The following is a 16,615-nucleotide window of genomic DNA, read 5'->3' as shown; positions in this document are numbered from 1 at the left end:
ATTTTATTTATTATTGAAAAAGGACTGTAAGACAAAATTTTAACACACAAATGTATATATACACCTTTTCAAATTTTACTAACTTAAAAAACATTTAATATGAAGAAACAATCTCTTCTTATGATGATGCTTGCAGGCTTGTTATCGACACAAGTTGAAGCACAGCAAAATCCTCAAAACTTCTGCTATGTAGAAGTTAATGATAATAACTTGCTTAACGTAGGTTCTTACACTTTAGCAACGTCTGGAAAGCAAGCCTTTGATTCGGCGATAATTTTTGCTGGAAATATTAATTATGATGCTGCTAAAGGTCGTGCTTACATTTACAACAATAACAATGTTACAAAAGTTCTTAACGATGTTAATACATATGTAAGACCATTACAAGCTAAAGGTATTAAAGTTCTTTTGAGTCTTATCGGTAACCACCAAGGCGCTGGAATTCTTAACTTTCAGACACAAGAAGCTGCGAAAGATTTTGCACTTCAAGTAGCAAATACAGTCTATACTTATGGTCTTGACGGTATCGACTTTGATGACGAATATGCGGGATATCCAACAACGGGTAATATCAAAAATCCTGCATCTTTCACAATGCTTTTACAAGAGTTAAAAGCAGCGATGCCAGATAAACTTATCACGCTTTATGATTATTCTGATGCGGTTGGTGCGCCAATACCGACAACTTATTTGACAAGTGGGGCTGATCGCGCGGGTAACTATATCAATTATGCTTACAATGGATTGTACGGAACATACATGACGCAGATGTCGACTGCAGTTCCACCTTTAACGAAACCAAAATTAGGTGCAGCAGCTTTTAATGTACAATCGACTTCTACAGCGACTATTAATACACAATCTACAAGAACAAAAACCGATGGTTATGGTGTGATTGTTTGGTACGATCTTCGTCAAGGAGATGCATCGGCTAAGATTTCTACTTCTACTAATAATTTGTATGGTGAGGCAACGACTTTGTCAGGACAAACTTATGCTTGGACATCGGGAGTAACTTGCGAACCACCAATTGGTCTAGATGCTGTCAATTTAGCAGGAACTTCCGCAACGCTTAGTTGGACTGGAGATGCTACAAAAACTTATAACATCGATTATAAATTAGCAAACTCGTCAACTTGGATTTCAGCAGCTACTAATTATTCTGGAAGTAGTCTTTCGATTAATAATTTAACGGCAAATACAGAATATGACTGGAGAATTCAGTCTTCTTGTTCGGCTTCTTTAACGAGTACTTATATTTTTGCACCTCGTTTTAATAGTGGTAATGGATGCGTTCCTCCATATAATTTGTCTTCTTCTAATTATAAAGGAACATCAACAACTGTGTCGTGGACGGCTACCAATGCAGGTTCTTATACGATTCAGTACAAAGCTTCAACAGCATCAGATTGGACAACAGTTAATAATGTAACGACTAATACTTATGACTTACAAGGTTTAACGCCTAACACAACTTACTCTTGGAAAGTACAAGGATCTTGTGGAGGACAATTAAGTGCTTTTTCTGCTGAGTCTACATTCAAAAGTGGTTTCACGCCGGTACAAAGTCCAGGTAATCGTTCGCTTTCGTTCAACGGAACAACCAACTATCTAGATGCTGGTAATTTTAATATTAGTGGTAATGCTTTAACGCTTGAAGGTTGGGTTAAAATGAATGCCTTCCAAGCAAGTTTCCCATACATTTCATCTGTTGCAGGTATCGAAGGTGGTGACAACAACTCTGCTTTATTACGTTTTGGTGATGGTGATATCCCAACGGGTGATTATTTACAATTTGTTATAAGTATTGGTGGGGCGCAAATTAAATTGAAATCCGCGACTAAATTTAACAAAGATGCTTGGTATCACATTGCAGCAACTTACGATGGTACAGCAATGAAACTTTATGTTAATGGTGCTTTAGACGCAACAGTTCCGGCTTCGGGAGCATTTAATGCAAATGGTAATTTCTTTTTAGCAGCAAGAAACTCTAACAGTGGAGATAGAAGGCTTAACGGTTTCTTGGACGAATTTAGAGTTTGGAAAAGAGCTTTATCTGCAGAGGAAGTTGTAGCAACGCAATGTATTGTAGCACCAAATGCTGCTGGATTAGAAGCTAACTGGAAGTTTAACGAAGGTAGTGGTGTAGCGGCTTTTGACCAAACGGCTAACACGCATTTCGCAATTTTGAGTAATATGACAGATGCTAACTGGAGTACAGATGTAGCTTGTGCGGTAGATATGGCAGTTAATGATGTTGCTTCTGCTAAAACTAAAATCTATCCTAATCCAGTTAAAAAAGGTGACGATATTCACTTTGTAACTAAAGAAAAGTCTGCAACTATTTCGCTTTACGACGCTACTGGCAAGTTGGTGAAAACTCAAAAAGTGTCGGGAGAAAAAGCTTCGGTTAGTTCTTCTAACTTAGGTACAGGACTTTACATCTACAAGGTTCAGTCAACAGATAATAATATTATTGATTCTGGAAAAATAATGGTTAAATAACACTTTTTTCATATATTTTTAAAATTTTTTTATTAAAAATCAAGTCGCAAATTTGACGTTCAAAAATGTCGAATTTGCGCTTGTTTATCTTATTTTTAAGCCAAAATAAAATGAAACAAATTGTAGGAATAGACGTTGGTGGGTCGCATATTACGATGGCACAAGTAACAACCGAAAATCGCGAAATAATCGCTTCAACTTATCTGCGAGAACATGTCGATTCTTTAGCCGAAAAGGAAGTTATTTTATCAGCTTGGGTTTCGGCGATACAAAAACTTATTGCTGATCTCGATAAAAATGTAGTGTTAATAGGTGTTGCGATGCCTGGACCTTTCGATTACGAAAACGGTATATCGTTGATGGCACATGGCAAATTTATCAATATTCTTAATTTGAATGTTAAAAAAGAATTAGCGCAAAGACTTTCGATTTCTGAGAAGCAAATTCACTTTATTAATGATGCCGCTGCATTTTTGGAAGGCGAAATTTTTGGTGGTGCAGTTCAAAATCATAAAAGAGTTTTTGGAATTACTTTAGGAACTGGACTAGGGAGCACTTTTTATGATGGCAAAGTCGCAACTGACGAAGATTTGTGGAATTCACCATATAAAACAAGTATTTTTGAAAATTATTTAACAACCAATTGGCTTATTAAACGTTATAGAGAATTAACAGGCGAAGATATTTCTGGGACTAAAGATTTACTGGAAAAATCAGAAGACCTCCGAACTATAATTTTTGATGAGTATGCGGATCACTTCAGTGATTTTGTTGTGCAACATGTCAAAGCTTATAATCCGGAAGTTTTGGTGATTGGCGGTAATATTGCAAAAGCTTATCCTTATTTTCAGGAGAAACTGACTAATAATCTTGAGAATAATAACATTAATTTACCAATAAAAATATCTGCAATTTTTGAAGATGCAGCCATTCTTGGTGCCGCAAGTTATGCCTTGAAACAATCGTTAAATTATTAATAAAACTATGAAAATGAAATTCTTATTTACTTCACTTTTTGTTTTTTTAAATCTTATCGTTTTTGGTCAAAATTCGCCAGTCGATTACGTCAATCCTTTGATGGGGACGCAGTCGAAACCGTCTTTATCTAACGGAAATACGTATCCTGCGGTAGGTCTTCCGTGGGGGATGAATCTTTGGACGCCACAAACGGGAAAGATGGGCGACGGTTGGGCTTACAGTTACGATGCTGACAAAATTAGAGGTTTTAAACAAACACATCAGCCATCGCCTTGGATGAATGATTATGGCGCTTTTGCCATTATGCCAGGCGTTGGAAAACCAAAATTTAAGGAAGAAGATAGAGCAAGTTGGTTCAGTCATAAAGCTGAAATTTCAACACCTTATTTTTATAGCGTTTATCTAGCGGATGCGAATGTTACAACCGCTTTCACTCCAACGGAAAGAGCTTCTTTTTTTAAGTTTGATTTTCCAAAAACGGATAGCGCTTATGTTGTTATTGATGCTTTGGACAAAGGTTCTTATATTAAAATTCTTCCTATAGAACGCAAAATTATTGGCTATACAACCAAATATGCGTCAGGGAAATATGAAAATTTCAAAAACTATTTCGTTGTTCAGTTTGATAAAGATTTTGATTTAACTACAACTTGGAAGGATGATCAATTTGTAAACAATCAATTAGAAATTACATCAAATCACGCTGGTGCAGTTGTTGGTTTTAAACTTAAAAATAAAGAATCGGTTTATGCGAAAGTCGCTTCGTCTTTTATCAGTTTTGAACAAGCTGAGTTAAATTTAAAAAGAGAAATCGCTAACAAAACTTTTGACCAAGTTAAATCCGAAGCTAAAGACATTTGGAACAAAACTTTAAGTAAAATCGAAGTTAAAGGCGGGACAGATCAACAGACAAGAACTTTTTATTCTTCGTTGTACAGAACCTTATTTTTCCCTCAAAAACTTTATGAGATTGATGCTCAAAACAAAATCAAACATTGGAGTCCATACAACGGAAAAATTATGGATGGAAGAATGTTTGCTGGTACAGGTTTTTGGGATACTTTCCGTGCGTTATATCCATTGTTGAATTTGGTCTATCCAAGCATTAATGTAGAAATGCAGGAAGGTTTGGCTAATGCGTACAAAGAAGGCGGATTTTTACCAGAGTGGAGCAGTCCTGGTTATTCCGATATTATGATTGGGAACAATTCGGCGTCGGTTGTCGCGGATGCTTATCTTAAAGGTCTTCGCGGTTACGACATCGAAACGCTTTGGGAAGCTGTTAAACATGGCGCAAATCATGAAGGACCGATGAGCGCGGTCGGTAGAAAAGGTGTTGATTATTACAATACTTTGGGTTATGTGCCTTATGATGTTAAAATCAATGAAAACGCCGCTAGAACTCTAGAATATGCTTATGATGATTTTGCAATTTATGAGCTAGGAAAAGCTTTGGGAAAACCAGCTTCGGAGATTGATATTTATAAAAAGAGAGCTTACAATTACAAAAACCTTTTCGATAAAGAAACAGGTTGGATGCGTGGCAAAAATAAAGACGGAAAGTTCCAATCGCCGTTTAATCCTTATAAATGGGGCGATGCTTTCACAGAAGGGAATAGTCTGCATTATACATGGTCTGTTTTCCAAGATGTTGATGGTTTGGCAACTTTAATGGGTGGCAAAAAGAAATTCGAATCAAAATTGGACGAAATTTTTACCCTTCCTCCAGTTTTCGATGACAGTTATTATGGTTTTGTAATCCACGAAATTCGCGAAATGCAGATTATGGATATGGGACAATATGCCCACGGAAACCAACCGATACAACACATGATTTATCTTTATAATTATGCTGGTGCGCCATACAAAACGCAATATTGGGCAAGAAAGGTTATGGATAAATTGTATCAACCAACGCCCGACGGATATTGTGGTGACGAGGATAATGGGCAAACTTCGGCTTGGTATATTTTCTCGGCTTTAGGTTTTTATCCAGTGACGCCGGCGACGGATCAATATGTTTTGGGAGCGCCTTTGTTTAAGAATGCGATTATTAATTTAGAAAATGGAAATTCAATCAAGATCAATGCGCCAGAAAATAGTGCTGACAATCTTTATGTTAATAGTTTAAAAGTGAATAATCAAGTTTATTCTAAAAACTGGTTAAGTCATAAAGAATTGATGAAAGGTGCGGTTTTAGATTTCCAAATGGATAAAACTCCAAATAAACAAAGAGGAAGTGAGGAAAAAGATTTTCCTTACTCGATGTCAAAAGAAAAGTAAAATTTAAATAAACAATAAATGGAAAAGAATAAAATCTTTGATGAGGTTGAAAAAATGCTGACCGAACAAAATTTTAATATCATTACAAAAGATGACACGAGACCGTGGGGTGGATTTTTTGTAATTGATGAAAATCAGGCGCAAGATTTTGCAAACATCTATTTTGATGGTATCGATGTTGATGGGTTGAGAATCGGAGGAAAGCTAAGTCCAAAAATTCTTTTGGTAGCGCCAGAAGCTAGATTAAGTTGGCAGTATCACCACAGAAGAGCTGAAATTTGGCAAGTAGTTTCAGGCACAGTTGGTATCAAAAGAAGTCCAACGGACGAGGAAGGCGAGCTTGTTGAATACAAACCAAAAGATCAAATCAAGCTTGAGCAAGGCGAAAGACATCGTTTGATTGGATTGGATAATTGGGGCGTTGTTGCAGAAATTTGGCAACACGTTGATGCTTCCAATCCTTCGAATGAAGACGATATTGTAAGAGTTCAGGACGATTTTGGTCGCTAGAATTTAAAATATATAATTCAATATTAGTTGAATTTTAATTAAGAAAACATTCTCATAGATTCTGTGAGAATGTTTTTTTTAATTGTTAAATAACAGATTTACAAAAACTTATAAAAACAAAAAACCGACAAAGAAAACTTGTTTCATTTGTCGGTATGGTGACCATGACGAGTGTATCTTCAAACACTTTTATAGATGATTTGGTGCGATTAAGTCAAATTAAAAATCAATTACAAATCTCAATTTAATCAAACAAGTTATTTTAACTTTTGTCTAATGTAATTTAATTTGCAAAAGTTTTAACAATCAGTGTTGGTTGAGTAAGTCTTTATTAGGCTGTTCCGGTCTTGTACCCATAACCGAAGAAATATCGAAACATTTGGTGGAGGATTTGGAAAGAATTGTAGAATTAAATAATCCTGTCATGTGATGTTAACTGGTTTATCTTCAATGCTTTGTAATTCTTGCTTAATTTGACTCAAGCAAATTAAGCAAGAATTACAAAGTAGACTTTTAGTAATATTTGATAATTATATACCTTAATGTACCAAATCAAAAAAACTTGATACTTATTTTAAACATCAAATTTATTGACAGTAAGTAATAAAAGTAAGTTTTATACAAAATTACTATTTGGTACGCTAAAGTATGTTGGTGCCATAATTTTAAGTCCTCATGAATAATATAAGCCGAAATAATTTCTCTTTCTTTTATTTAAAATCATTCTTAATGAAATAATTTATAATTTTGATACAGTGAAAAAGCTGATTTCCATATTGTTGTTGTCATTATATTTGGTTTCTACAACCGAACTATATCAGCTTTTGAAAATGCCGCTTCTCATTGAGCATTATTTTCAGCACAAAAACCTTAATCCTGAAATGTCATTTACTGCATTTCTAAAAACCCATTATGATCATCCGGTTAAAGACAGTGACTATGATGAGGATCAGAAGCTGCCTTTTGTTTCACACGCAAGTCCTCTTTCTGTAGTTTTTACCATTAATCCAATTTTAGATATTCATTGTATAGGAAAGGTATATAATCCTATTGGAATAAGACAGATCCTTTATAAAAATGTCCTTTATAATAAGGAAATACTCAATTCTATCTGGCAGCCGCCAAGATTTCGTCAATCTTAATCTATTTTTCTCAGTCATTTTTTGACCGGGAAGGTATTCTGTTTTTTTTAAAAAGTATCTGTATCTAATACGGATGCATAGATCTATGCATCAGCAGAATACCGGAATTTTATCATAATAATTAAGGTTAATCAATCATTATATGCTTACAAAAATCATTGAGTTTTCTGTAAAGAATAAACTCATTATTGCATTGTTGGTATTGGGACTTATTGGCGTAGGCGCTTATCAGGTTACCAAACTGCCGATAGATGCGGTACCGGATATTACCAATAATCAGGTACAGGTTATTACCACCGCACCATCGTTTGGTGCAACAGATATAGAACGCGTTGTTACTTTTCCTATAGAACAGGCGAACAATAATATTTCAGGATTAAAAGAGATCAGAAGTTTCTCCAGGTTTGGACTTTCCCTGGTTACCATTGTTTTTGAAGATGATGTAGATATCTATTGGGCAAGGCAGCAGGTTGCCGAAAGGCTTCAGCAGATACAGGGCATTATTCCACAGGGAATAGGAAGTCCACAGTTGGGACCTATTTCCACAGGTCTGGGCGAAATCTTCCAGTATGTTGTAAGACTGGAAAAAGGATATGAGAAAAAATACAATATCACAGAGCTACGTACCATTCAGGACTGGATAGTAAGAAGACAGCTTCTGGGAGTAAAAGGAGTAGCAGAAGTAAGCAGCTTTGGAGGCAAACTGAAACAATATGAAATTGCTGTAAATCCGGACAGGCTTAATGCATATGGAATAACAATCAATGACGTATTTGATGCATTGCAGGCCAACAATCAGAATACTGGGGGAGCTTATATCGAAAAAGGGCCTACTGTTCTATATATCAGGAGTGAAGGGTTAGTAGGAAGTATTGAGGAAATCAACAATATTTCTATTGCGACAAAAACAAATGATGTTCCGTTGTTTATACGCGATATTGCTGAGGTAAAGCAAGGTTTTGCAACCCGTTACGGAGCCATGACCTTCAATGATGAAGGAGAAGTCTCAGGAGCGGTCGTTATGATGCTTAAAGGTGAAAACAGTAACCAGGTAATTAAAAATGTAAAAGAGAAAATTGCCCAGGTTCAGAAAACACTTCCAAAAGGAGTCGTGATAGAACCTTTCCTGGATAGGACTAAAATGGTGAACAATGCTATCGGAACAGTAGAAAAAAATCTTACGGAAGGAGCATTGATTGTAGTCTTCGTACTGGTTTTATTTCTTGGAAATATAAGAGCTGGTTTGCTGGTAGCCTCTGTTATTCCTTTGGCGATGCTTTTTGCAATATGTATGATGAACCTCTTTGGAGTCAGTGGAAATCTGATGAGTCTTGGGGCTTTAGATTTCGGGCTAATTATTGATGGAGCCGTGATTATTGTGGAATCTGTTTTACACCAGTTCAGTCATAACTCAAAGTTTAAAAAGATTTTCTCTGTCGGAAAATCGGAAATGGATACTGTCGTTATTGAATCTGCAGGAAAAATGATGAACAGCGCCGTTTTCGGACAGATTATCATTTTGATTGTCTATCTCCCGATCCTTACCCTGCAGGGAATTGAAGGGAAAATGTTTAAACCGATGGCCCAGACCGTAGCTTTTGCACTGCTTGGAGCATTTTTGCTTTCACTGACCTATATTCCGATGATGAGTGCGGTACTGCTGAGAAAAAGAAGCAACAAACCAACATTATCAGACAGAATGATGAAAAAGGTAGAGAAGATTTACCTGACAGTTTTGCTCAAACTTCTCAGAATATCCAAAATAGTTTTTGGTGTGGTGGCAGTCTTATTTATAACCGCTGTTGTCATTCTATCCAGAATGGGAGGTGAATTTATTCCTTCCCTTGAAGAAGGTGATTTTGCAGTAGATACAAGAGTTTTGCCTGGAAGCAGTCTGACAACAACGATTGAAAGTACCCAGAAAGCAGCACATATTCTCAAATCCAGGTTTCCGGAAGTGGAAAAGGTGGTTACAAAAATAGGAAGCGGGGAAGTCCCTACAGATCCGATGCCGATGGATGCTTCTGATATGATGGTTATTTTAAAGGATAAAAAAGAATGGACCTCAGCATCTACCTTTCCGGAATTAGCGGATAAGATGGGTAAACAGCTGCAGGATGTTCCAGGAATTACTGCCAGCTTTCAATATCCTGTACAGATGCGTTTTAATGAATTAATGACCGGAGCAAGACAGGATGTGGTGATTAAAATTTTTGGGGAAGACCTTGATGTACTTTCTCAAAATGCACAGAAGCTCGGAAAAATTATAGAGACGGTAGAAGGAACCCAGAATCTCTATATAGAACCTGTTTCGGGAATGCCTCAGGTAATTATAGAGTATAATCGCCCTCTGATTGCTCAGTATCATTTATCTGTTTCAGATATCAACCGGGTGGTCAATACTGCATTTGCAGGACAAAGTACCGGATTGGTTTTTGAAGGTGAAAAACGCTTCGATATGGTCGTACGTATGGATACCAAAGACAGGAAAAATGTTACTGATATTAAGAATCTTTTGGTTCCTACAACTTTTGGAAATCAGATTCCGCTGTCTCAGCTTGCTAAAGTGGAAGTAAAGAATGGTCCCAACCAGATTCAGAGAGAAAATGCTCAACGAAGAATTGTAGTAGGTTTTAATATCAAAGGAAGGGATGTTCAGAGTATTGTAGAAGAACTTCAGCAGAAGGTAGATCAGAAGATGAAACTTCCTACGGGATATTATATGACGTATGGAGGTTCGTTTGAAAACCTTAATAACGCCAAACAGCGCCTTATGATAGCAGTTCCTATTGCTTTGGCTCTTATTTTCGTCATGCTTTTCCTGGCCTTTAATTCTGTTAAAGAAAGCTTGCTGATTTACACCGCGATTCCCCTTTCTATTATTGGTGGTGTATTCCTGATGGCGCTTAGAGGAATGCCTTTCAGCATCAGTGCAGGAGTCGGGTTTATTGCTCTTTTCGGAGTGGCAGTGCTAAACGGGATTGTTTTGATATCTGAGTTTAACCGTCTTCACAAGAGAGGAATTAAAAATATTGTAAGAATCGTTATTGATGGTGGAGAATCAAGGCTTCGACCAGTGCTGATGACAGCTTTTGTTGCTTCACTGGGATTTATTCCAATGGCTGTCAGCAACGGAGCGGGCGCTGAGGTACAGAGACCTTTGGCAACAGTGGTTATTGGCGGACTGATGGTCGCAACTTTTCTTACCCTGTTTGTCTTACCATTATTGTATGTAACTATTGAAAAAGGATTTAAAAATGAAAAAAATAAAAAATAAAAAACAAGTTTCCGTTCTGGCATTTTTTGTATGCATCGGTTTTGCGGGGATGGTCAACTCCCAGACTCCCGTTACATTGCAGAAGGCTATTGATATTGCTTTGAAAAATAACAGGAATCTTAAAAATGAAAAACTAAAATCAGAATATACAAAAGCCCTTATCAGTTCATCTGCTGATATTCCTCACACGGGTGTAACAGCAGATTACGGGCAAATTAACAGTGCACTCACGGATATAAAATTCGGAATATCCCAGAACATCGCATTTCCCACCGTCTATAAAAAACAGAAGAATATATACACCGAAGAATGGAAAAAATCTCTGCTAAATGTTTCTCTGAAAGAATTTGAATTAAAGAAAGCTGTGAGTCTTACCTTTTATAATATTCTCTACGGAAAAGAAAAGGAGAAGCTTCTTCAGGAAACGTTGAAGCTTTACACAGATTTTCTGGATAAGGCGAACATCCGCCTGAAAGCAGGGGAGAGTAATATTCTGGAAAAAACTACAGCTTCCAATCAGAAATCTTCTATTGAAATTCAGCTAAAGGAGTTGCGTCAGGAACTTTCAGTGTTGAAATATCAGCTTCAGTGGTTTTTAAATGCAGAAACAGATTTCCTTCCGGAAGATCAGAAAATTTTTCATGGAGGTCTTAAAGAGGATCTTAGTTTACATCCTGCTATTAAAGTATTGCAGCAGCAGAGAAATATTTCTGAACAGCAGATTGCCCTTGAAAAGGCAAAAATGCTTCCCGGTCTTCAGTTGGCTTATAATCTAAACAGTTTCAGAGGGATGGGTGCAGATGATAAAGTGTATAATGGTGCGCCTCAGTTTCATTCTGTACAGTTTGGGGTTTCTGTGCCTGTTTTTTCAGGTGGGCAGAAAGCCAGAATTCAGGCTGCAAAAATTGCAGAATCTGTTGTGGAAAGTGATATTGCCAATATGGAATTTAATCTGCAGAATCAATACAAAAAGGCATCAGAGATTTATCAGGTGAATTTCGATATTGTTTTGCAATATGAAAATTCGGAATTGAAAAATGCCGATATCATCACAGAAACAGCTAAAAAACAATTTCTTGCAGGAGAGATCAATTATCTGGAATTTGTCATCCTGATCAATCAGGCAGTTACTTTAAAAAACAGCTACACCGATGCAGTCTGGAAACTGAATCAGAGTGCTATAGAGCTGGAATATCTTACTTTAAACCCATCATAATGAAACGTAAATTTAAAATTATATCATACGCCCTGCCATTAATAGGATTGCTAATGTTTTATGAATGTAAAGACCATGAAAAAACAGAGCCGGAAACTGCAGCAGAGTCTTCCAAAGATGAAAACATCGTAACACTTACCGATGCTCAACTGAAGAATGCACCTGTAGTAACAGCAGTACTTTCTCTACAGAAGATTTCCTCCGTTTTAAAACTTAACGGAATGATAGATGTACCGCCACAAAATCTGGTTTCTGTCAGTATTCCTTTAGGAGGATACCTAAAATCGAGCAGTTTGCTTCCGGGAAAACCCGTTTCAAAAGGTCAGGTCATTGCTGTTATAGAAAATCCACAGTTTATTCAGCTTCAGCAGGATTATTTAATGGCAAAGTCTAAAAGTCATTTTGCCCAATTGGATTATACCCGTCAGAAAACGCTTAACCAAAGTCAGGCTACCAGTGATAAAGTAATGCAGCAGGCTCAGTCTGAAATGAACAACCAGAAAATTCTGATGAACTCTTTGGCTCAGCAGCTCCGTCTTATCAATATAAATCCTGAATCTCTGAACTCAGGAAATATTCAGAAAAGCGTACCGGTTTACAGCAGTATCAATGGCTTTGTAAGCAAAGTAAACGTAAATATCGGAAAATATGTGAATCCTTCGGATGTCCTTTTTGAACTCATTAATCCGGATGATATTCATCTTAATCTTAAAGTATATGAAAAAGATCTGGCGAATCTGAAGAAGGGGCAGAGGTTTTCCGCCTATACCAATGCCGAACCTGATAAAAAATACTATGGTGAAATTCTGCTGATCAGCAAGGATGTTAATCCAGGCGGATGGGCTGAAGTACACTGTCATTTTGAAAAATATGATCAGAGCCTTATACCGGGAATGTATATGAATGCCGAGATCGAGATTAGCACTTCTTTTTCCAATGCTGTTCCTGAAGAGAGTATTGTCAATTTTGAAGGAAAAGACTTTGTCTTCGTAGAAGAAAAAAAGCAGACTTACCGATTGACTCCTGTAACATTAGGTGAAACAGAAAACGGATTTGTGCAAATTATGAATGCTGATGATTTTAAGAATAAAAAAATAGTCATCAGGAATGCGTATACACTTCTCATGAAACTTAAAAATACTGCTGATGAGTAAACTGCAGTGGTTAAACTTTTTAAATAGATAAATTATGAAAACATCATCTTTTATAAAAACAGGAACAGGTTTTATAGTTCTGTTTCTGATTGTAATTCAGTTTTTTGATACCGATAAAAATATTGCAGCAGTTCCTTCGGAAAATGCGATTGAAAAACATTATGTGGTCCCCGGACACGTACAGAGGTCATTGAAAATGAGCTGTTATGACTGCCATTCCAACACGACGTCTTATCCGTGGTACAATAACATACAGTCTGTAAAATGGTGGCTGGCAGATCATGTAAACTCAGGTAAAAGGCATTTCAATTTTGATGAATTTAACAGTTACTCAAAAGAAAAAAAATTAAAGAAACTTGATGAAGTTGCAGAAACCATCAGAGAAGGTGAAATGCCGCTTACATCTTATACTGTTGTTCATCAGAATGCAAAGTTGTCTGACATCCAAAAGTCAGAAATAGAACAATGGGTGAAAGAGGTGAAAAAACAGATTGAATAATAGATGGTTAAAAAACAGAAATAGTATTCTGATATAACAAAAACAATCAGTAAATTTAATATCATATCCATTTCGTATGAATTACAATATACCTGAAGATCTGAAAGGCCTTACAGCATCTGAAGTAGCCGCTTCCAGAAAAAAATACGGATGTAACCGCCTTGACGCGGTGAAGAAAGAATCATGGGCGGACCTTCTTGTCAACATCCTGAAAGAGCCGATGCTGATTCTTCTTATATGTGTTTCCTTTATTTATGTGCTTACAGCAGATTATGGTGAGGCTTTATTCATGTTTGCGGCTATTGTTGGAGTTACCGCCATTTCTTTTTACCAGGATAACCGGAGTAAAAAGGCTTTGGAAGAACTTGAAAAACTGAATGAACCCTTGAGTAAAGTGATCAGGGATTCAAAGATCATAGATATTCCCACTTTTGAAATTGCCGTTGGAGACTTGTGCATTACCGAAGAAGGAAATCTCATCAATGCAGACGGAAGAATTGTTCACAGCAACGATTTTTCTGTAAACGAATCTTCCCTTACGGGAGAGAGCTTTTCTGTTTTTAAGGACAGCAGATCTGAAGATCATAAAGTGTACAGCGGGACCATCACTGTTTCCGGCCTAGCTGTTTTTGAGGTCGAAAATATTGGAAAAGAAACTAAAGTAGGTAAAATAGGACAGTCTATACTCAATATAAAAACAGAAATATCTCCTTTACAGCTTCAGATCCGAAACTTTGTAAAGGGAATGGCTATTATCGGGCTCATCATCTTCCTGGCAGTATGTGTCTTCAGCTTTGTCAAAACAGGAGATTTTGTGACTAGTTTATTGAGTGGGCTTACATTGGCAATGTCTGTTCTTCCTGAAGAAATTCCTGTAGCCTTTACGACCTTTATGGCTTTGGGAGCCTGGAAACTGATGCGGGAAGGAATCATTATTAAGCGAAGCAGTATTGTAGAAACGCTGGGAAGTGTTTCTGTAATCTGTACTGATAAAACAGGTACGATTACAGAAAATTCTATGCAGCTGAAACATCTTTATGATTACCGTTCTGACAGAATCTATGAAGAAACAGAGTTTGGAACAAAAGAACTGCATGAGCTCATTGATTATGCGATGTGGAGTAGTGAACCTGTACCTTTTGACCCCATGGAAATGACACTGCATAAGATCTATGAACAGAACCGAAAGCCTGATCAGAGGAAAGACTATCAAATGTTTCATGAATATCCGCTGGAAGGTAAACCACCAATGATGACCCATCTTTTTGAAAATGAACACAAAAACCGGATTATTGCAGCAAAAGGTGCTCCTGAAGCAATTCTCAATGTTTCTGATTTTTCAGAACTGGAAAAGAATAAAATCAGAAATATCATAAAAGAATTTGGAGAACAAGGATATCGGGTACTTGGAGTTGCCAAATCTCATTTTGAAGGAAATAATTTTCCTGAAAAACAACAGGATTTCAGTTTTGAATTTTTAGGACTTACCGTATTTTATGATCCTCCTAAAAAAGGAATAAAAAATGTATTTCAGCATATTTATGATGCGGGAATTAAGGTAAAAGTAATTACTGGAGACAATGCTGATACGACAAAGGCTATTGCAATGCAGGCAGGTATTATGAACGATGAGCCAGCTGTTAATGGAAATGAAGTAACCTCAAGTTCAGAAGATGATTTAAAGAAGATTTCTGAAAAAACGACCTTATTCACAAGAATGTTTCCTGAAGCTAAGCTTGATGTGGTGAATGCTTTGAAAGCACAAGGTAACGTCGTGGCTATGTTGGGAGATGGAGTAAATGACGGACCTGCATTAAAAGCAGCTCATATAGGAGTCGCAATGGGAAATAAAGGAACTGAAATTGCCAAATCGGCGGCAGCTTTGGTCATAACGAATGATGATTTGGAAAAATTAGTAGTCGGAATTGCTGCCGGACGAAGAATTTATGCCAATATAAAAAAAGCGGTCCAGTATATCATTTCCATTCATATTCCTATTATTCTCACAGTTTCTTTGCCTTTATTTCTGGGTTGGGTATTTCCTCATATCTTCACTCCGGTGCATGTGATTTTTCTTGAACTGGTCATGGGGCCCACGTGTTCTATTGTTTATGAGAATGAGCCTATGGAAAAGGATGCCATGCAAAAACCTCCAAGAGCACTTACAGACACTTTTCTGAACTGGAAAGAGCTCACAATAAGCATTATTCAGGGGCTTGTCATTACTGCAGGAATATTATGGCTGTATCAGTATTCAGTTGGTCTGGGGAATGACGAATCAAAAACAAGATCCTTGGTATTCAGTACTTTGATATTTGGTAATATATTACTGAGTTTGGTGAACCGTTCTTTCTATTACAGCATGCTGGAGAGTTTTAAGAACCGGAACATCCTGCTTGCTGGGATCTCAGTATTGGTTGTCCTTCTCCTTCTGACTATTCTCTATGTATCACCTGTTTCAGGATTTTTCAGCGTGACGGCTCTCAACATAAAAGAACTTGGATTGACACTGCTCACTGCTTCAATTTCTGTGTTATGGTTTGAGATTTATAAACTCTTAAAAAGATTTTATTTTAGGAAATAATTAACATAGAAAAATACTCATCCATAATAAAAAAAATATAATTTTGATTTGTGAAAAAGTTGATTTCCATATTGTTGCTGTCACTCTATTTGGTTTCTACAACTGAAGTGTATCAGTTGTTTAAGATTCCGACTTTGATAGAACATTATTGTGAACATAAAAAGCTTAATCCTGAAATGTCTCTCACTGCATTTCTGAGAACACATTATGATCATCCTGTGAAAGATGGAGATTACGGCAAAGATCAGAGACTTCCATTTATTATACATTCTACGCCTTTGTCGTTAGTTTTTACGATTAATCAGGGATTCACTTTTGAAACTGCAACGTATCATTTCAGCCCCTTACAGATACATAAAATTCCTTCAAAAGACGAAGATCTTTGCTGTAAAGGTTTTCTGAATTCCGTATGGGAACCGCCAAGATCTTCTTTTTCATAATTCAGTCTCAATTTGGTTTGTACTCAC

The 16,615-nt window shown here is 36.7% G+C and carries 9 protein-coding genes and 1 pseudogene; all 10 read left to right on the top strand.

Annotated features, from left to right (window positions below; translation table 11 throughout):
- Nucleotides 1-99 precede the first annotated feature (99 nt).
- The gene (locus tag B5X62_RS02510; RefSeq protein ID WP_079665795.1) at nucleotides 100-2,505 is read left to right on the top strand and encodes an endo-beta-N-acetylglucosaminidase H; all 2,406 of its coding nucleotides are present in this window, start codon (nucleotides 100-102) and stop codon (nucleotides 2,503-2,505) included.
- Between the two features lie 110 nt (nucleotides 2,506-2,615).
- Nucleotides 2,616-3,482, top strand: a complete 867-nt coding sequence (locus tag B5X62_RS02505; protein WP_079665949.1) for an ROK family protein — start codon at nucleotides 2,616-2,618, stop codon at nucleotides 3,480-3,482.
- Nucleotides 3,483-3,495: 13 nt separating this feature from the next.
- Complete coding sequence (locus tag B5X62_RS02500; protein WP_245797119.1) at nucleotides 3,496-5,766, top strand: GH92 family glycosyl hydrolase; 2,271 nt, start codon at nucleotides 3,496-3,498, stop codon at nucleotides 5,764-5,766.
- A gap of 18 nt (nucleotides 5,767-5,784) precedes the next feature.
- Nucleotides 5,785-6,276, top strand: coding sequence for a cupin domain-containing protein (locus B5X62_RS02495; RefSeq protein WP_079665793.1), 492 nt, complete (start codon nucleotides 5,785-5,787; stop codon nucleotides 6,274-6,276).
- 830 nt (nucleotides 6,277-7,106) lie between these two features.
- Nucleotides 7,107-7,418, top strand: coding sequence for a hypothetical protein (locus B5X62_RS02490; protein ID WP_317041882.1), 312 nt, complete (start codon nucleotides 7,107-7,109; stop codon nucleotides 7,416-7,418).
- A 142-nt stretch (nucleotides 7,419-7,560) separates the two neighbouring features.
- A pseudogene (locus tag B5X62_RS02485) lies at nucleotides 7,561-11,911 on the top strand (CusA/CzcA family heavy metal efflux RND transporter).
- The gene (locus B5X62_RS02480; RefSeq protein WP_079665791.1) at nucleotides 11,911-13,065 is read left to right on the top strand and encodes an efflux RND transporter periplasmic adaptor subunit; all 1,155 of its coding nucleotides are present in this window, start codon (nucleotides 11,911-11,913) and stop codon (nucleotides 13,063-13,065) included. The pseudogene B5X62_RS02485 and the gene B5X62_RS02480 overlap by 1 nt, the downstream one beginning before the upstream one ends.
- A gap of 34 nt (nucleotides 13,066-13,099) precedes the next feature.
- Nucleotides 13,100-13,564 carry a heme-binding domain-containing protein gene (locus tag B5X62_RS02475; RefSeq protein WP_079665790.1) on the top strand — a complete coding sequence of 155 codons (465 nt, stop codon included), beginning with the start codon at nucleotides 13,100-13,102 and terminating at the stop codon, nucleotides 13,562-13,564.
- 76 nt (nucleotides 13,565-13,640) lie between these two features.
- Nucleotides 13,641-16,148, top strand: a complete 2,508-nt coding sequence (locus B5X62_RS02470) for a cation-translocating P-type ATPase (protein WP_079665789.1) — start codon at nucleotides 13,641-13,643, stop codon at nucleotides 16,146-16,148.
- Nucleotides 16,149-16,198: 50 nt separating this feature from the next.
- Nucleotides 16,199-16,588: a hypothetical protein gene (locus B5X62_RS02465; protein WP_079665788.1), complete on the top strand. Its 390-nt coding sequence runs from the start codon at nucleotides 16,199-16,201 to the stop codon at nucleotides 16,586-16,588.
- Nucleotides 16,589-16,615 lie beyond the last annotated feature (27 nt).

Origin of the sequence: Soonwooa buanensis (assembly GCF_900167905.1) — a bacterium.
GTDB classification, from domain to species: Bacteria; Bacteroidota; Bacteroidia; order Flavobacteriales; family Weeksellaceae; genus Soonwooa; species Soonwooa buanensis.
This window is presented reverse-complemented; position numbering and strand designations above follow the sequence as displayed.